General features: G+C 38.3%; 20 protein-coding genes. 6 read left to right on the top strand and 14 right to left on the bottom strand.

Annotated elements, in window-relative coordinates; genetic code table 11:
* Window positions 1-146: 146 nt before the first annotated feature.
* Window positions 147-1364 (bottom strand): MFS transporter, encoded by a 1218-nt coding sequence (locus NQZ71_RS24645; RefSeq protein WP_144455425.1) that lies wholly within the window; start codon window positions 1362-1364, stop codon window positions 147-149.
* 174 nt (window positions 1365-1538) lie between these two features.
* Complete coding sequence (locus tag NQZ71_RS24640) at window positions 1539-2456, bottom strand: AraC family transcriptional regulator (protein ID WP_317011952.1); 918 nt, start codon at window positions 2454-2456, stop codon at window positions 1539-1541.
* Window positions 2457-2632: 176 nt separating this feature from the next.
* On the opposite strand from NQZ71_RS24640, the gene NQZ71_RS24635 reads away from it, so the two are divergent.
* Window positions 2633-2899, top strand: coding sequence for an HPr family phosphocarrier protein (locus tag NQZ71_RS24635; protein ID WP_144455521.1), 267 nt, complete (start codon window positions 2633-2635; stop codon window positions 2897-2899).
* A gap of 11 nt (window positions 2900-2910) precedes the next feature.
* Here the strand turns inward: NQZ71_RS24635 and NQZ71_RS24630 are convergent, their stop codons facing one another.
* The 6 genes from NQZ71_RS24630 to NQZ71_RS24605 form a co-directional block, all read right to left on the bottom strand.
* Window positions 2911-3672: a class I SAM-dependent methyltransferase gene (locus NQZ71_RS24630; RefSeq protein WP_317011951.1), complete on the bottom strand. Its 762-nt coding sequence runs from the start codon at window positions 3670-3672 to the stop codon at window positions 2911-2913.
* 120 nt (window positions 3673-3792) lie between these two features.
* The gene (locus NQZ71_RS24625) at window positions 3793-4866 is read right to left on the bottom strand and encodes a sulfate/molybdate ABC transporter ATP-binding protein (protein ID WP_260054380.1); all 1074 of its coding nucleotides are present in this window, start codon (window positions 4864-4866) and stop codon (window positions 3793-3795) included.
* 25 nt (window positions 4867-4891) lie between these two features.
* Window positions 4892-5767 (bottom strand): sulfate ABC transporter permease subunit CysW, encoded by an 876-nt coding sequence (gene cysW / locus NQZ71_RS24620; RefSeq protein WP_144455433.1) that lies wholly within the window; start codon window positions 5765-5767, stop codon window positions 4892-4894.
* Window positions 5768-5783: 16 nt separating this feature from the next.
* Window positions 5784-6626, bottom strand: coding sequence for a sulfate ABC transporter permease subunit CysT (gene cysT / locus NQZ71_RS24615; RefSeq protein WP_317011950.1), 843 nt, complete (start codon window positions 6624-6626; stop codon window positions 5784-5786).
* Window positions 6627-6706: 80 nt separating this feature from the next.
* Complete coding sequence (locus tag NQZ71_RS24610) at window positions 6707-7759, bottom strand: sulfate ABC transporter substrate-binding protein (RefSeq protein WP_127739478.1); 1053 nt, start codon at window positions 7757-7759, stop codon at window positions 6707-6709.
* Window positions 7760-8157: 398 nt separating this feature from the next.
* Window positions 8158-9282 carry an ROK family transcriptional regulator gene (locus NQZ71_RS24605; protein WP_275008671.1) on the bottom strand — a complete coding sequence of 375 codons (1125 nt, stop codon included), beginning with the start codon at window positions 9280-9282 and terminating at the stop codon, window positions 8158-8160.
* Window positions 9283-9497: 215 nt separating this feature from the next.
* On the opposite strand from NQZ71_RS24605, the gene NQZ71_RS24600 reads away from it, so the two are divergent.
* The 4 genes from NQZ71_RS24600 (at window position 9498) to NQZ71_RS24585 (ending at window position 13965) form a co-directional block, all read left to right on the top strand.
* Window positions 9498-10274, top strand: coding sequence for an SDR family oxidoreductase (locus NQZ71_RS24600; protein WP_275008752.1), 777 nt, complete (start codon window positions 9498-9500; stop codon window positions 10272-10274).
* 24 nt (window positions 10275-10298) lie between these two features.
* Window positions 10299-11828, top strand: coding sequence for an FGGY-family carbohydrate kinase (locus NQZ71_RS24595; RefSeq protein WP_144455441.1), 1530 nt, complete (start codon window positions 10299-10301; stop codon window positions 11826-11828).
* 32 nt (window positions 11829-11860) lie between these two features.
* A complete protein-coding gene (locus tag NQZ71_RS24590) occupies window positions 11861-13219 on the top strand; it encodes an MFS transporter (protein WP_144455443.1) in 1359 nt (452 codons plus the stop codon).
* A 329-nt stretch (window positions 13220-13548) separates the two neighbouring features.
* Window positions 13549-13965: a DUF1284 domain-containing protein gene (locus NQZ71_RS24585; RefSeq protein WP_144455445.1), complete on the top strand. Its 417-nt coding sequence runs from the start codon at window positions 13549-13551 to the stop codon at window positions 13963-13965.
* 47 nt (window positions 13966-14012) lie between these two features.
* On the opposite strand, the gene NQZ71_RS24580 is transcribed toward NQZ71_RS24585, so the two are convergent.
* The 3 genes from NQZ71_RS24580 to NQZ71_RS24570 form a co-directional block, all read right to left on the bottom strand.
* Complete coding sequence (locus tag NQZ71_RS24580; RefSeq protein ID WP_275008667.1) at window positions 14013-14471, bottom strand: NUDIX domain-containing protein; 459 nt, start codon at window positions 14469-14471, stop codon at window positions 14013-14015.
* Window positions 14472-14695: 224 nt separating this feature from the next.
* Window positions 14696-15025 carry a nucleoside/nucleotide kinase family protein gene (locus NQZ71_RS24575; RefSeq protein ID WP_317011949.1) on the bottom strand — a complete coding sequence of 110 codons (330 nt, stop codon included), beginning with the start codon at window positions 15023-15025 and terminating at the stop codon, window positions 14696-14698.
* A 46-nt stretch (window positions 15026-15071) separates the two neighbouring features.
* Window positions 15072-15269 carry an acetyltransferase gene (locus tag NQZ71_RS24570; RefSeq protein WP_317011948.1) on the bottom strand — a complete coding sequence of 66 codons (198 nt, stop codon included), beginning with the start codon at window positions 15267-15269 and terminating at the stop codon, window positions 15072-15074.
* Window positions 15270-15422: 153 nt separating this feature from the next.
* On the opposite strand from NQZ71_RS24570, the gene NQZ71_RS24565 reads away from it, so the two are divergent.
* The gene (locus NQZ71_RS24565; protein ID WP_260054374.1) at window positions 15423-15728 is read left to right on the top strand and encodes a hypothetical protein; all 306 of its coding nucleotides are present in this window, start codon (window positions 15423-15425) and stop codon (window positions 15726-15728) included.
* 43 nt (window positions 15729-15771) lie between these two features.
* Here NQZ71_RS24565 and NQZ71_RS24560 read toward each other — a convergent pair whose 3' ends face one another.
* The 3 genes from NQZ71_RS24560 to NQZ71_RS24550 all read right to left on the bottom strand — a co-directional run bounded on the left by NQZ71_RS24560 (window position 15772) and on the right by NQZ71_RS24550 (window position 18193).
* Window positions 15772-16395, bottom strand: coding sequence for a GyrI-like domain-containing protein (locus NQZ71_RS24560; protein WP_275008665.1), 624 nt, complete (start codon window positions 16393-16395; stop codon window positions 15772-15774).
* A gap of 15 nt (window positions 16396-16410) precedes the next feature.
* Window positions 16411-17295 (bottom strand): anti sigma factor C-terminal domain-containing protein, encoded by an 885-nt coding sequence (locus NQZ71_RS24555; RefSeq protein WP_317011947.1) that lies wholly within the window; start codon window positions 17293-17295, stop codon window positions 16411-16413.
* 163 nt (window positions 17296-17458) lie between these two features.
* Window positions 17459-18193, bottom strand: coding sequence for a polysaccharide deacetylase family protein (locus NQZ71_RS24550; RefSeq protein WP_317011946.1), 735 nt, complete (start codon window positions 18191-18193; stop codon window positions 17459-17461).
* Window positions 18194-18286 lie beyond the last annotated feature (93 nt).

Here is an 18286-nt window from a genome sequence, read left to right as displayed (position 1 = left end):
CCATGAAAAAAGAGCAGGTCTCATTTTCAGCAATGAAGACTGCTCCTTTCGGCGTTTAAATTTGTACACTACATAAAACTAAGCACAATGCCCTTTCCTTTTACATTCTCTAAGTATAAAAAAACCTCCACTACAAAAGCGGAGGTTTAATCAGTATTATTCGAAACGTCGTAAACTACGCCATCAGCTTTCTCTTTCCATATCATCGTAAGACCCAAGCCAACAATCATCACAACACCTGCAAACAGGAATGGAAAATTGATATTTATATCAAATAATATTCCGCCAAGTGCTGGTCCAAAAATTGTCCCTAAACTTGTGTAGGTTGAATTCATTCCTGCCACGAAGCCTTGTTGTTTCCCGGCAGTTTTTGACAGAAATGTCGTCAATGCTGGTCGCAGCAAATCAAAGGCTAGGAAGATAAAGCAGGTGACAAGTAAAACAGCGATAAATCCAGACATTACCGTTGATACAAATGCTAAAACAGCACCGATGATTAAGCAAAGCTGGATGACTGCTTTCTCTCCCAGCTTATTTACCAATTTACCGAACCAAAGAATTTGGACAATAACAGCAAATATCGAGCTGATTGTAATTATTGTGGCGATATCCTTCGGTGTAAAGCCAAACTTATGATCAGAAAACAAGCTGAATACTGTTTCATAGGCTGATAAACCAAATGCTAGGACAAAGACAATAATAAAAGCAATTAAATAAATCGGTTGTGTCGATTTCTTCAAGTCTTTAAAGAAATTAGACTTCTGTGTATTTGCGGCAAGTTCAGCAAGCTCACTTTTAGATAATGGCTCTTTTAAGATAAAGACAGAGCTGAACGCTGCTAAAAAGGCAATCACTGCTGCGAAGAAAAACGGCACGCGAATTCCAAAATCAGCGATAAAGCCACCCGCTCCTGGTCCAATGATAAACCCAGTGCTGATAGCGGCAGAAACATAGCCCATCGCTTTTGATCTATCTTGGATTGTCGTAATATCGGCTACATATGCCGTTACAGCAGGCATAATGAAGGCAGCACTGACTCCGCCTAGTATCCTTGATATATATAATACGGAAACATTGGTTCCCAGACCGAAAATTAACTCTGAGATTCCAAATATCACTAAACCAAAAACAATCATCTTCTTTCTGCCAATACTATCTACCCATCTGCCTGCAAACGGAGACACAATCAACTGGGCAAAAGCAAATACAGCAACAAGATAGCCCATCGTACTTCCTGTTATATGCATCATATTCATGAATGATGGCATAACTGGAATGATTAGACCAATTCCTAAAAATACGATGAAAAGATTACTTAATAAAATGATTAATACCATTTTTTGTTCCTTAATTGGTTTTTGCATGTGAACTCACTTCCCTAAATGATGAAATCATTATTTTTATCTCGATCAACTTAACGACCGGTCGTTAGTTATCATACCAAATTATAGTGTTATCGGCAATTATTATTACCTATAAAGGGAAGCAAATACAAAAAAATGTGGTTGAATATAGATTCCCCACATTTTTAGTATGACTTATGCATTTTTACTTTGGACAGGATTCGCTCTTAACTGCTTTATATCTTCTTTTGGCGGAAGTCCAAACATCCTCGAATACTCACGGCTGAATTGGGAGGGGCTTTCATATCCAACTTGAAATGCTACTTCGGCTGCATCGGTAGATTCGGCGAGTAATCTGCGCCTTGCCTCCTGCAGCCTTAAGTTCTTTTGAAATTGTATCGGACTCATTGCTGTCACTTGTTTAAAATAACGATGAAGTGTTGCCACACTCATGTTTGCCTTATCTGCAAGATCTTCTATGCGTAAGGCACTGACATAATTAAGCTTAATATGGTCAATCACTTCACTAATTCGATATGTTTGGCTGCCTTCTATCGCCATTTGCCGCAGAATGGCTCCATGCGGACCTTGTAAGACCATATACAGGATTTCTTTTTTGTATAATGGCGCAAGCACTTGTATATGCTCTGGCTTTTCCAGCAATTGGCCAAGCCTTGTTGCCGCATCTAACAGAGGATGATCTGCCTTGCTAATATACATGGCTCTATTCATATTCTTCTTTCTTTCGAATTGGCTGTTAGAATCGCTTATCAAGCCAAATATCTCTCTCGGTGTGAACTCAAGCTTAAAGGCTAAATAAGGAGCATCTTTAGATGCCTTGATTACTTGCCCAACAACAGGTAAATGAACAGATGAAACAATATAATCCTGTGGTCCATACTGAAAGCGATCCTGAGCAAGCAGGACCTCTTTTTCACCTTGAAGAATAATACAAATCGATGGCTTAAAGACTGCATGTATTGGCTCTGTTACCTGTGATTCCCGAATAAAAAACAAGGATGGCACAGCTGTTTTATTTAAGCCTTCTTCTTTTGTAAACCGCTCTACAAGCTTGCCTAATTCACTCAATTGATTTGTCGTTTGCACTGTCATACTGTCTCCTTTGCACTTAACTACTTGCATTATAAAGGATTTATACGGATTCGATAAGTGTCCTGATAGGAATAGGCAACCTTTTGCGATGAATGGGTTATCACTTTCCTTTCATCCTATACGATAATGAAAATAATAATTTATAACTGAACGGAGGAACTAGAAAATTGACCGAAATGCGATTCAACATTATTGCCGTCACAGGATTTGCCCGGCCCACATGCTTATTAATTAACACAGCTTCCTTGTTCCAATCCAGCATCCATTTAGAATATAAAGGCCGGTCTGTTAGTCTCAAAAATTCGCCAACATCGATTATGGACGTCATGTCTTTGGAAATTAAACCTGGCACAACCTTTAAGATTTGGGCAGATGGTGTAGATGAACATCAAGCAATAAAGTCAATTGAAAAAGCTCTCATAGAGACTTGGAGAATTTCTTGACTTTCTGCTTGTTATTTTGCCTGAACTACGCCGTATCTGCATTTTGTTAAATTAGGTATTGATAACAGTCCGTTTTCGCCATACTTGTCAAATAAAGCTGCTAACGCTTCAACAAGCAGAGGGTACTGCTTATCCCCTTCCTGTAAGGAAAATGATGATGATAAATGTCTGCCAATAAAAGTTGCTTTATTGTACTTTAGCGGATAATCATACACTATTTCATGGTAATTTCTATTAAAGAAGGAGTCATAAATCTCCTGTGAACCATTCAATCCATTTGAAAACCCGTTAAAATTTGGACAATAACGTCTGTATACATCAGCAATTTCCAAGTTCACTGACGCTTCATTCACCCGTTCATTTGCAATTATAGAGACTTTCCCATCCTTTTTAAGTATTCTTTGACTTTCTTTATGAAATTCGTCTTCATTAAACCAATGAAAACTTTGAGCCGCTGTAACTAGATCAACACTATGTTGCGGTAACGTCGTGTTTTCTGCCGCTCCATTTACTAAAGTAATGCCTTTGTAGTCTTTTAGTAATTTTATCGCAGCTTGCCGCATGTCTTCATTTGGTTCAACAGCAAACACGGTTAGCCCTAAATCTAAAAGCTGTTTTGTTAGGATTCCGGTTCCTGCCCCAATATCAGCTACTGTTGAATTTATACTTAGCCCACACTCTGTGCATAAATCATTCAACAGCTGTTCTGGATAGTCTGGTCGGAATGCTGCATACACCTTCGCCTTTCCATTGAACTTCGTATTATTATCCATCTATCACAGCTCCTTCTTTTTAGAATAGACTATTGGAAAATGGTAGACAAGTAACGAGCAATTTTTTGGAGGAAGGGTTTGGCTTCATAAAAAAAAGCTGCATAATGCAGCTTCATCCTATCATATAGAGTAATCGTCAGGAAAAAACACCTTCAGCTGACTTGGTTTAACATATACATTATTATTAGTTTGTAAGCCAAGTGTACGATAAAGCTCCTTTGTTATTTCTGCTTCTAAAAACTCGTCATTATCAATTCTTTTCAACTCAATATGAACAATAGGACCAACGACGTGAATATGTGTAATCGTTGCCTTGATAGAATCCTGACCACTTTCCTCTTTTGTTATTGTTATATCATGTGGGCGGACATACCCAACTGCTTTCTGGTCCTGTTCATGCTGCACTCCTGGAACTGGAAACTGAGCTTTACCTTGACTTAGCTTTCCGTTTTCAAGTCTGCCATGAAACAAATTAACATTTCCAAGGAAATCATACACAAAAGGGTTTTTCGGGTGCTCATACACCTCCTCAGGTGATCCGATTTGTTCCACCCTCCCATCATTCATCACGACAATTCTATCCGCGACATCAAGCGCTTCCTCTTGGTCATGTGTAACGAAAATGCTCGTGATATTAAATTCATCATGAAGATTTCTTAACCAGCGTCTTAAATCCTTCCTGACCTTTGCATCTAGCGCTCCGAACGGTTCATCCAAAAGCAATACTTTCGGTTCTACAGCCAAAGCACGGGCAAGAGCTACACGCTGCTTTTGCCCACCTGACAGCTGAGCAGGATAGCGTTTTGCCAATTCTTCCAATTTCACTAGCTGAAGGAGCTCATTCACTTTTTTTTCTATTTCCTTTTTACCTGGTCTTGTGTTTTTCGGTCTTACCTTCAAACCATAGGCAATGTTATCAAACACATTCATATGGCGAAACAATGCATAATGCTGAAAAACAAAGCCTACCTTCCTGTCTTTTGTACTTATATCTGTTATTTCATCACTGCCAAAATAGATCGAGCCTTCATCGGCATATTCTAAACCTGCAATAATTCTTAACAGTGACGTCTTTCCAGATCCGGACGGCCCTAATAACGCGACAAGCTCTCCTGTTTGGATTTCCAAATCTATATCCTGTAATGCTTGAAAAGAGCCAAATGATTTTGAAACATTATTTATGACAATACTCATTTCCAACCACCCCTTTGCTTCCTACTTAATTGCTGAACTGTTTTTTTGTTTTCCACTCCAGCACACTTTTTATAATCAGTGTAATAATGGCTAAAATAGACATTAATGTGGCAACTGCAAAGGCTGCTGCAAATTGATACTCCCCATATAAAATTTCGATATGAAGAGGCATTGTATTTGTTAAGCCCCTGATATGTCCTGACACAACGGATACTGCGCCAAACTCGCCAATGGCTCTTGCATTACACAGGATAATTCCATATAACAAGCCCCATTTTATATTCGGAATGGTCACATACCAAAAGGTTTTCCAGCCATTTGCACCTAATGTCAGAGAAGCTTCTTCTTCTGATGTTCCTTGCGCTTGCATTAATGGAATCAATTCCCTTGCTACAAATGGTAATGTTACAAAAATGGTTGCAAGAACAATTCCCGGAACAGCAAAGATTATTTTAATGTCGTGAGCATAGAGCCATTCCCCAAACAAGCCGTGTGTACTGAACAGCAGAACAAACACTAAACCAGCAATAACCGGTGACACTGCAAACGGTAGGTCGATAATGGTAATCAGCAAGTTTTTCCCTCTAAACTGGAACTTGGAAACAGCCCATGCTGCAGCAACGCCAAAAATGGCATTTAAAGGGACTGCTATTACAATAACTAATAATGTCAGCTTAATTGCAGACATTGCTTCAGGGTCCGTGATTGCAGCAAGATAGACCTTCACACCCTGATCAAATGCTTGTATGAAAATAGTGATTAATGGAAGAACTAAAAATAATCCTAAAAAAACAAGTGATATGGTGATTAAAATAGTTCGCACCCACACCGGCTCTGAGGCAGCCGTTTTCTTTTGCGATGCTGGTGCTGTATTTGGTTGTAATGGTACATTTCCTGCCAATGGTTTTCCTCCTTTCTTAATTTGCTGTCATATTCCTGTTTGTCCACCACTGTAAAAGGTTTATAAAGAAAAGTAAGAGAAAGGAAACAAACAACATTACAGAAGCAATTGCCGTCGCCCCCGTATAGTCGTATTGTTCTAGCTTTGTAATAATCAGCAATGGGGTTATCTCCGTTTTCATCGGCATATTGCCTGCTATAAAAACAACTGATCCATATTCTCCTAAAGATCTGGCGAATGCTAACGTGAAACCAGCAAGAATGGAGGGAAGCAGCTCTGGAAAGATGACTCTTGTAAAGGTTTGCAGTCTAGAAGCCCCAAGACTCGAAGATGCTTCCTCTACTTCCCGCTCAAGATTTTGCAGAACCGGCTGAACCATTCTCACTACAAAAGGCAAGCCGATGAATGTCAATGCAATCGTTACACCAATAGGCGTAAAGGCCACTTTAAAGCCTAGCAAACTTCCAATCCATCCATTTGGTGCATACAAAGTCGTTAAAGCAATCCCAGCAACCGCTGTTGGTAGAGCGAAAGGTAAATCAACAAGACCGTCCACAATTCTTTTCCCCGGAAATGGATACCGAACAAGCACCCATGCAAGGAGAACACCGAATACAACATTGATTAGTGCTGCTGTAAATGATGCTCCGAAGCTTAATTTATAAGAAGCAACGACGCGTGGATCAAGGACAGTATCCCAAAAGTCACTCCAGCCCATTTTTGTAGTGTTAAAAAATATCATAAACAATGGCAAAATAACAAGGATGCTTATGTATAGCATCGTATATCCTAATGAAAGGCCAAAACCAGGAAGAACATTACTTTTTTTCCCTTTCCTTTGCTTCGTTTCTTTCCTCATTTACTCACCTCTTTTATTGTAAAGAATCGTAAATCATCATTACCTTTTCACGAATGACAAAGGTAATGATGATTCATTGATTAGTTTGATGGAACGTAAATTTCGTCGAATGTTCCTCCATCAGCAAAATGTGTTTCCTGAGCTTTTGTCCAGCCGCCAAAATCATCATCGACTGTCACTAAATCAATATCTTCGAATTGGTCAGCATATTTTGCCAGTACATCTTTATCACGAGGACGATAGTAGTTCTTCGCTGCAATTTCTTGTCCTGTTTCACTGTATAAATATTTTAAGTACTCTGTAGCAACTTCTGTTGTTCCCTTTTTCTTAGCAATATCGTCAACTACAGCAACTGGTGGCTCTGCTAATATACTCAAGGATGGGCTGACAATTTCAAAGTTTTCTTTCCCTAATTCATTTATCGCTAAGTACGCTTCGTTCTCCCAAGCAATTAATACATCACCAATCTCCCGTTGTACAAATGTGTTAGTAGAATCCCGTGCCCCTGAATCAAGAACCTCTACATTTGAATATAGCTTTTTCACAAAATCTTTAATTTTAGTTTCGTCTCCATTAAATTGTTTGTCGGCATAAGCCCAAGCTGCAAGGTAATTCCACCGAGCACCGCCTGATGTTTTTGGATTTGGAGTAATGACCGAAACATCGTCCTTTATTAAGTCATTCCAGTCTTGAATATTCTTTGGATTGCCCTTTCTTACTAAAAATACGATAGTCGAAGTGTATGGAGTGGAATTGTTCTCCAGCTTCGATTGCCAATCCTCTGAAATGATTCCTCTTTCCTTCACAATCGCATCAATATCTCCAGCTAGAGCCAATGTCACGACATCTGCTTCAATCCCATCAATGACAGCTCGTGCTTGTTTTCCTGATCCGCCATGTGACTGCTGAACGGTTACCTCCTGCCCTGTTTTCTCTTTCCAATAATCTGCAAACGCTTTGTTATATTCTTCATACAGCTCTCTCGTTGGATCATAGGAAACATTCAATAATTCTACTTTTTTGGAATCAGAACTTTCCCCGCTGCTTTCCGAACTGCTGCACCCAGCAAGGGTTACAAAAGCGGCCAATATTAGTGCAGTTGCTTTAAAAAATGATTTCTTTTTTCTCTTCATAGTTAGAGCTCCCCCTTTTTTTTATAAAAAAAAGCTGCCAACTTTTTAAGAAAAAAGTAGCAGCTTTCAGTTATCTGATCAGCGTCATTTTTATAAAATTTTTAAAATTAAGTTTTCTAATTCGTAATTTATACTTATTTTACCCATCTGTCAACTAGGGATTGGAAAGTTTACAATTTTTCTTTATTCTCTATTCCCCTTACAGCCTCCCAAAATACTACTCATACTCTCTCACTAATTAACAAACTATAAATAAATGGATATATACAAAAGAAGCTCAATAGTGAATATTAAGGTTAACTCCGAGATTAAACCAATCGGAATTAAAACAAAGAAAATTAAGCAATCAGGCAGGAAGAAAGCTAGACACAGTGAAGTATCTAGCTTTCTGATTTTTTCTAAATTTTGTTCAAAAATGTCTGTATGAATGGAATAGCTGCACCCATAGGTACACCATTTGCGGCAGAACGACTTATAAAAATAAATGCTTCATTGCTTGGGAATGCTGTTTTTCCATTTACTTTTTCATGTAGAGTATCTATATCCTCTTCCGTTAAGTAAGGCGATAAATGTCCTCCTAATATAAAATCTCTATTGAGGACAAGGTGAATATTGTTTATGGAAATGGCTAAATACTCTAAAAAGGCATCCCACCTATTTGTATAGGAAGGGACATTTGAACGAACTTTTTCAAAGAAGAATGGTAATGATTCCTCCTCTTTCAGCAATGCATTAACAGAGCTATATGTTTCCATGCATCCCCTTTTCCCGCAGTAGCAGGCAGGACCCTCAGCATTCACTGTCATATGCTCAACTGTGCCACTATGCCCTTCTTTTCCCATGTAAATTTGACCATTAATAATTATCGCTCCACCAAGATGGGGACCAATTGACAAATAGACAGCATCGCCAATATCATCTCTTACCCATAGCTCGGTCGTTGCAGCACATTTAGCATCATGCAAAAAACTACAAGGATATGAAAGATATTGTGCAAATACGTCAATATTCAATCCGGTTGAAATTAATATTTTTCCATACGTAATATTTTGTCCGTTGTTTGATGTTAACCCCTGTACAGCAAAGCCTATCCCAAGTACCTGTTCTTTCTTTAGTTCAAGATTCGAAATAAAGGCTTGAACTGCTTGACTTAAGCTTTTATAATAATGCTCCTCTTCTGCATACTTCATCACTAATTTCTCCTGCTGAACAGCATGTCCACGCAAATCAATCGCCACTATTTGCACCGTTTTCTTTTCAATTTCAACACCAATGCTGACTCTTGCTTGCGGACAAATCGCATATGCAGCAGCCCGCCTTCCTACAGAGGATTCAAATTGCCCGCTTTTTTCTATTAGTCCCTCATTTTCTAAGCGAACAAGGTTTTGGGTAACTGTTGGCAAGCTTAGATTAAGCTGATTCGCTACTTCTTGTTTGGAAAGCTTTTCATGATGATAGATTAGATGATAGATCGAGGAGTAATTACTTTTTTTTATATCTTTAAATGTGATGTTATTTTCCATGATAATACCCCATTTTTACAAACTAATTTTATAAAAAACCTTTATGTTAGCACATTAAATATACCATATATACGTATACAATCACAGCTTTGTCAAAAACCTTCTGCCAACTTTTTCTATTCTAATTATTGACTATTCGCTTAACAGGATTTATTATGTAAATATATTTTATAAAAGTATTTTACAAAATACATTAACGAAAAGGAATGATAATGATGGGTATTATTGAAAAAATGCGTTTAGACGGGAAAAAAATCTTTGTAACTGGTGGTGCAAGAGGTATTGGTAAAAGCGTTGCGACTGCCTTCGCTGAAGCTGGAGCAGATATTGCCATTGTTGATTTAGATATCGACGAAGCTACAAAAACTGCGAAGGAATTGGAAGAAAATAATGGCATTAAGTCGATTGCCATTAAAGCAGATGTTACTAACCCAAAAGATGTAAGCGCTATGATTGATACTGTGTTGGAAAATTTCGGCCGGTTGGATGTTGCTTTTTGTAATGCGGGAATCTGCTTGAATATACCTGCAGAGGAAATGACTTTTGACCAATGGAAGAAAGTCATTGATATTAATCTCACAGGTGTTTTCCTAACAGCTCAAGCTGCTGGAAAGGTTATGTTAAAACAAGGCGGCGGCTCTATTATTAACACTGCTTCCATGTCAGGACATATTGTAAATGTACCGCAGCCACAGGCCTCCTATAATGCTTCAAAAGCAGGTGTCATACAGCTGACGAAATCACTTGCAGTTGAATGGGCAACAAGAAATGTTCGTGTTAACTGTATCAGCCCAGGATACATCGGAACAGAGCTTACTTTAAACTCACCAAGCTTAAAGCCACTCATTGAACAATGGAATGAAATGGCACCGCTTAAGCGTATGGGCAGACCTGAGGAACTTCAATCCATTTGTGTATATCTCGCAGGAGACACAAGCAGCTTTACGACTGGATCAGACTTTGTCATTGATGGAGCTTTCACTGCGATTTAATAGATTCCTAGGAGGTCATGAACGATGAACTACTTACTCGGCACAGACATTGGCACATCTGGCACAAAAACAATACTAATGGACACAGATGGCAATCTAATTGCTCAAGATCTGCAGGAATACGATGTGTTAACACCAAAGCCTTTGTGGGCAGAGCAATGGCCATCTGTTTGGCTTGATGCGGCGAAAGCATCTATTAAAAACACTGTATTAAAATCGGGAATCCCCCCTGAGAATATACGTGGGATTGCTGTCAGCGGCCTTTACGGTGGCTCTGGCATCCCATTGGATGAGAATATGGAGCCTGTCAGACCTTGTATGATTTGGATGGACCGCAGAGCAGAAAAAGAAGCAAATTGGGTTCTAGAATCTATTGGAAAAGAGAAACTGCTTGAGGTTACCCATAATGGGGCAGATCCTTACTATGGATATACGAAAATATTGTGGATGAAAAATAATGAGCCGGAAAACTGGCGCAAAACGAAGCTCTTCCTACCGCCAAATGATTATGTCATTTATAAACTAACTGGCGAAGTTGTCATTGATTATTCCTCTGCAGGAAATATTGGTGGAATTTTCGATATGAATAATCGGGCTTGGTCAAAGGAAATGATGGCTGCAATGGATATTCCTTTCTCCATGATGCCTGAAAAAATCGTCGAATCAACAGATATTGTCGGGGGATTAACGATAGAAGCGGCAGCCGAATTAGGACTGACTGCAGGTATGCCTGTTATTGCAAGTGGAATTGACTGCGGTGCAGCAACTATCGGACTTGGTGTTTTCGATTCAGGGATTTATGCAGCAGCAATTGGTACCTCGATGTGTGCAGCTTTAATTTCTGATAAACCTGTGCAAGGAAAAGACTTAATTGTCTGGCCATATTTATATGATGCTAAACGTCTCTCCTACTATTTTGCAGGAGGTGCGACTGCAGGTGCGATTGTAAAATGGTTCCGGCAAACCTTATGTCAATTTGAATTGGAAGCAGAAAAAGCCGGCGGCAAAAATGCTTATGATGTATTAAATGAACAGGCGGCTAACATTCCGGCAGGAAGTGATGGCTTGGTTGTACTCCCCTACTTTATGGGGGAAAGAAGTCCGATTTGGGATTCTGATGCAAAAGGCACCATTGTCGGACTTTCGCTGGCACATACGAAGGCACATATGTATCGAGCCTTTTTGGAAGCGGTTGCCTTCAGCTTAAGAGATGCAATTGAAGCAACTGGAGAATATTTAGGTGAATATATTCTCCTTGCCGGCGGTGTTACAAAGTCGAAGCTTTGGAGACAAATTTTCGCAGACGTTACCGGATATCCAATCGTTTGCCCTATCCATGATGTAGAAGCAAATATGGGGGATGTCATGCTCGCTGGTATTGGCACAGGCCTTCTTTCTTATGACGATGTCAAAAAGTGGCAGGTATTAGATGATAAAATTATGCCTAATCAAGAAAATCATCGTAAATATAATGACTATTACAAGGTATATAAATCAATCTATCAAAACTTAAAGACAGATATGAAAACACTAACAAGCATTTCAGTACGCTGACTAAGTAAATATGCAAAAGGAGCTGTGACAAAATGGATAAATGGAAAAAGAGAATTGGATACGGTGCAGGCGATTTCGCCTGCAACCTCGTATTTAGTACAATGGCATCTTATCTCCTTTTTTTCTATACAGATGTGTTTGGTATTAGCGCAGCGGTTGCTGGTACGTTAATGTTAGTAACCAAAATCATCGATGCTTTTGCAGATACCGGCATGGGATTATTAGTAGACAGAACAAAAACGAGATGGGGCCAAGGAAGACCTTATTTCATCATTGGAGCAATACCATTCGCTGTCTTTACGATCATGACTTTTATTGTTCCTGATGTCGGCATGTCAGGTAAGATTCTCTGGGCATATGTCACATACTGCTTATTAAACATTGCATATACGGTCGTTAATATCCCTTTAAACACCATTGTGCCAAGATTAACGTCGGATAATCATGAGCGTAACTGGTTAGTTTCGACGAGAATGATTTGCGCATTAATTGGAAGCGCTTTAGTTATGACGATTACGACACCAATGGTTCATTACTTTGGTCAAGGAGATGATCAAAAGGGTTATTTAGTAACAATGACTATATACGGTATCGCAGCTGTGTTTGTATTTGTGTTTACCTTCTTAAATACGAAGGAGGTTGTGCCACCAACCGTCCAGCCAGGCAAATCCTCCTTTAAAGAAGATTTTAAAGGATTAACCGGACCTGCTGTTATTTTCTTCATCTTAAATTTTCTTTACTTTGGCCTATTTGTTATTCGCAATACAACCGTCATCTACTATTTCACTTACAATCTCGGACGGACGGATTGGCTCACATTTGTAGGATTATTCGGGATATTATCAGGTCTGCCAATGCTGCTTCTATTACCATGGCTGCAAAAGAAAATGCCGAAGAAAACCGTATTGCTTTTAAGTACTGTCATTTATATCATTGGCGATTTAGTTATTTATTTCGGAAAAACCTCCCCTTCCATGCTGATTGCTGGCTTAACAATAACAGGACTTGGGATTTATGGAATATTCGGCACGACCTTTTCCATCCAGCCAGACGTTATTGATTATTCAGAGTACAAAAACCATCGCAGTATTTCCGGCATGATTGCTGCTTTCCAAGGCTTTTTTGTTAAAGTCAGCTTAGGTCTCGGCAGTGCGCTTGTAGGTGTGTTTTTGAAATTGGGCGGCTATGTGCCAAATGCCACCCAAACGACAACTGCCTTGCATTATATTGAAATCAGCTTTATCTGGGTTCCATTAATTATTTGTGTACTGATAGGAATTACCATGTTCTTTTATAAACTGGATGAGAAGCGGACAGATATGGATGTTGAACTCGGTCGCAGGCGAGCATTAGCAGCTAAAGATGTTGAGGAAAGTATCGTTAACCATTGATATATGAAACAGGGGCTAGCAAAGTCGCTGGCCCTTTATAGTTCTCCTCTAAGCTTCGGGTAGACATCCATTAAAAAACAATAGGAAACAGCTTGCTTTTATTTGCGAAAGCTCTGTTGAACAGTCCACCACCTAACTTATCTATAAGACTATATCTCGCCCTCTCCACTTTCACTTTATTATCCTTGAGCATTTTCGTTTGCAATTCCCGAAATATATAGATTCGAGAAAATTCTTTATTTACGCTTGTATGAAATAAATGCTATATTAATAATAAGTTAACTAAAATATAATTATAGTTTACATATCAAAAATACAGGAGGATTTTCATGTATAAACTTCGGGGTCATCATCTTTTCTGTCTGTTAGGATACCGGGGGATGGGCTATTCAGCAGAGTACGTACAAAACATGACCAAGCTGCATCAAACATTGCGGAAAAATCCCGAAACATTGGTTCAAATTGTAGAAGGTCCTGATCAATTATGCGAGAAATATCCTAATTCAGGAAAGTACCATTGTTTAGACAGTCATATATATGATAGAGATTCTGCTTTTTTAGAAAAACTAGGACTTCATGTTGGTGAGATTATTCGTTGGAGAGATATTGAAACAGCTATTCTAACACATGCTGTGCCTTCCGATATCCCAATTATTTGTGAAACATGCTCCTGGCGTTCATACGGAGTATGTGAAGAAGGAATCCAGGAGCTCCATGAAGGTAAGTCACTAAGAGAAATTAAGTAATAAATAGTCTTAAACTTTGTCAAAACAGATAGACTCAGTATTCAGGCTTAATTTATATCCCCTAAATAAACAGGAGTTGATCTATTTTTTGTATATTTGATAAGATACGGAAGCAGTTCCTTCGGATAAATCCTGTAGTTTTGTAATTGTTGAATAGGCAGCCATTCCATTCCAACTTGGTGACTATCTGGATTTGATGGCAGAATATCATTTTCATTTAACAAACGGCATATAAAATAATGTTCAACTTGATGAAAGTTTGAATCAAAGGATGCGTGCTCGTGATTTTTCCCGATGTATTCTCGGATAAACAGCAGCTCTCCAACCTCGACATCTTCGCCAATTTCTTCTAAGCACTCTCTTTTCACAGCATGATGTAATGTTTCTCCATGCTCCTGTCCGCCCCCTGGGAATAAATAAAAATGCCCTTCGTCGTCTTTATTCTTTGTTAACAATAATCTATCATTATCTATAATAATGGCTTTTGCTGATATTCTAACGTTCATTTAGGCTTTTGCTCCTTATTATATTTACTAGTTTTTGCGTGATAGCTTCTACTGACAGAGTTCCATCTATAACTCTATCAGCACTTGGTTTTACCTTCTCAATCATGATTTGATATGCTTTTCTGCCCTTATCCAGATAGATTTGAGAATCTATTTTTATCATATCCACTGTTATGTAATTTCCACGGATAAGCCTTCTTGCCATAGCTATATCTAATGGCGTATCAATGAAAATAAATGAAAATAGAGATGCTAATCATATCCTTCAACTGAGCATGAAGATAAGAAAAAGGATAATCCAGAATAATGTATTTTACTTCTGGATTTTTAATATGTAAATTAATATCTTTAACAATTGGCGACACATCCCAATCATTATAATCTCCGCTACTCACAGCCCAATTGCCGAAGTCACTTGGTCCGGTTAACTGATATTCATCATAATGTACTATTCTTACTCCTTCATTTAGATGAGCAGCCAGCCTTTTTGCTACTGTCGTTTTTCCACCACCTGATATTGCTGAAATTGACAAAATTAATGGAAATTTGCCCATAGTTACCACCTCGATTTTTGTAGTAGGCTGGCGGCATATTCCCTTGCTAGTCTGCTAGTCTATTGGGATTCTCCACAAACGATCCAATAATATAGCCACATTTCTCACAGTAATAAGACAAAATTGGGGAAGACCCGCGTCTTCTATTATCATAAGCATACATATGCAAGTTATTAACTCCTGATACAATAACTCCCTTGTTTATATTGTCGCTGTTGCATTGAGGGCATGTTGTTTCAGCCATTGTCATCACTCCATTTTAGTTTCATATATAGGCCAACTTGCTTATAGCCTTTTTAGTTTGCGATCCTTCAATCAGGTAATATTGCACTTTCAACGATACCATTATTTGTATATTATGAACCGATAAGACAATTATTGGAAGAGGTTTTTTACTTTGAGAAATATTTATACTTCCTTCTCATTTTATTGCTTTTTAGGAACAATAGGATGGACATTACTGGCATATATGGTTGGCAGTCTATACTCTCCAACAGGCAATTCATATTTTACTGGATTTGAATGGTTAGGATATTTGTTTTTCGCACCTATGATTATCACACCAATACTCGGGGTTGTTTTCGGGTTTAAGGGGGAGAAATCAGTGTTTAAGATAATCTCCATATTCGGTAATACCATACTCTTTTTTACCGTTTCTTTACTTTCCATTGGTTTAATTGTTTATGACTTTATCCCACAATAACAGTCGAAAAAGGGAACTTAATCAAGTTCCCTTTTTATTAACTTCATTTAGGTTGGACTTTATATCTCAAAACGGTTTTTAGTTTTTCTGGAGCCACTTTCCTTGCATCAGACAAGTATATTTCTCTGTGCTCCTTTTCAATTCTTAGGAGGTTATTTTCCTGCGCAAACTCGTCCATTTTGGCAAAGCTTTCTGGTTCGTCATCATATGGACCGATATGCAGCATTTGGATATTAAGGCTTTCCTCGGAGGTTTGGAAATACACTCGTTCTAAGAAGGGATGAGGATTCTTTTTCATTACTTTTTCTAATGCCATTTGTGCAACTTCCTTTGTCACAAACTCGGGCTGTCTTATCATGATTGTATAGAGGAATTCATCTTTATTCAGTTCTTTCAGTTTCCTGCCTTTCTCTGTTAAACTCCATATTCCTTCTAGCGGATAAACTGTATATTCTACATAACCAGGAGGAGTAACTCCTCCTTTAGGCATCATACGAACAGCATACGCCATTGAATATAAAACTTTAACCCTTTCGGCAAACTCTTCTCCATTAGGATTTCCTTGGCCATCTATCATAAAAAACTTTTGTGCTGGTACCTCGACAAGATCTGGTGTTGCTTTGGGCAAATACAAGCTCTTTTCATGCTTTCTCCATTCATGTTTCAAGCCTCTCGCCTCCCTTTATATCTGGTGTATTTTTGTTCCTATCGTGGATGCTTTAATCATTTTTACTTTCATAAAGGCAGCCAACTGTTCTGGCGTGCCTGAAATAACAGCGCCTCTCACTTTGATATCTTTTACGGACGGAAAAGTACTTTTACTTATTCCAGATAAAACGAGTTCAGCTTCTTTTCGATATGCTTCATCATCACTTAGTTTTTTTAGTTTATCAAGGAATACTTGTCCATGACTAACAAATCCGGCCCCTTTCACTTGAAAACCGATTGTTGTATCCCCAGCGTAAGCATTATCTTCAATTAGCGACATATTCATTTCTTGTAATTCTGCATCTGTTGCTGTGTCTACCCACAGCCAATTAACATGCTTGGAGCCAAGTATATCCTCTATTTCTGTTAAAGAATAGGAATTATCGAAGGAAAGTGCAACCTCTGCCATTGTATTGCTGTTCATGTCAGCCAGCATGTTCAGCTCCTGCGGTAGATTCTCATAGTCTGTTTTCGGATCATAAAAAAACAGTTCTTTGCTTCCGTCATCTTCATAGCTGCTGTCTGCTAAAATGGAAACTTCTAAATTCGATTCCATATTGCCAAGAACACTAACCTTCTCCTTCAATGAACTTGTGACAACTTTTTGTTCGCCAATCGTTTTTTCTTCTTGGAAATAGGAAATCGCACTCCACAAATGAAATTCCTTACCTGAGCTTTTCCACTGTGTATTTGCGCCTTGCACTGAATTTAAGAGCATATTTTCTTTCTCTACATCATGCTTTAAATTGAAATAAGCTACTATGTATAATGCGGTTACAGCAATAATGATACCCACTGTCAAAAACCGTATAGTTTTACGCTTGTCGTCCTGTTTAGATATATTAACAGTTAAACTCATTGAATTTTTCCCCTCCCCTTTCAATGTTTTTTTCTATCATATCTTATTTATGAAAAAGCGTCTCAAAACCCCAAAGAATGACATATAACTTTCATAAATTATATCTCATTATTTTCCAATATTCATTAGTAGTTTTTTCGTCATCTGCCTTTTTTAATAAAGGCTATCCACCGTTTACTATTTTTTCAAAATCACTGATTGAAGTGGAGTACTTAATATATATACGCGGCAGTAGAAACAACTCGTTTTTAAGACCATTCTCGGAATAATATTGGGGTGTTGTACTTAATCCGAATGAATAATATTTTTTCGCTTCCTCCATCACTTTGCTGTTAAAGCTGCCGTATGGATAGGCTACTGCTATAACTGGTTTGCCTGTAATACTCTTAATAGCATCTCTTGCACCCTCCAGCTCTTCCTTATAATTTGTTATCTTCGTTAAGTCGGGATGTGTCGCCGTATGTGATTGGACAGAGACCATTCCACTATCAGCCAGCTTTTTCAATTCAGTCTTTGATAGGCGGTTGGAACGGCCGATAAAGTCTGAGATAACAAAAAATGTAGCAGTCGGTCGAAACTGGTCTGTTTCCAACTTTTCAAAGATAGAATAAACTTTCATATTGTTTTTGTATCCATCATCAAACGTAAGAAAAATTGGCTTTTTAACCTTTGAAGTGTCCTGCCAATGTTCGAATGTTAATAACGTAAAACCATGGTCTCGTAAATATATCATTTGTTTTTCAAAGTTTTCAGGTGTTACATATAGCTCCTTAGAGCCTTGACCTTTAAATTCATCGATAGAGTGATATATAAGGATTGGCACCTTTTGCTGCGCCCAAGCTTGAGAAGGAAGAAAAAATAACACAAGCATCCATATAACTGCCGAATATTTCACCATAAAACAACCTCCTTTTTGCTTATTTTCCCTCCAATTATGGTTTCTTATGTTAACTTATTGAATACAAAAAAAGCATGAGACCAAGTCCCATGC

Origin of the sequence: Niallia taxi, assembly GCF_032818155.1 — a bacterium.
Classification (GTDB): domain Bacteria; phylum Bacillota; class Bacilli; order Bacillales; family Cytobacillaceae; genus Niallia; species Niallia taxi_A.
The sequence above is the reverse complement of the archived record's forward strand: the minus strand, read 5'-3'. Positions and strand labels throughout refer to the sequence as shown.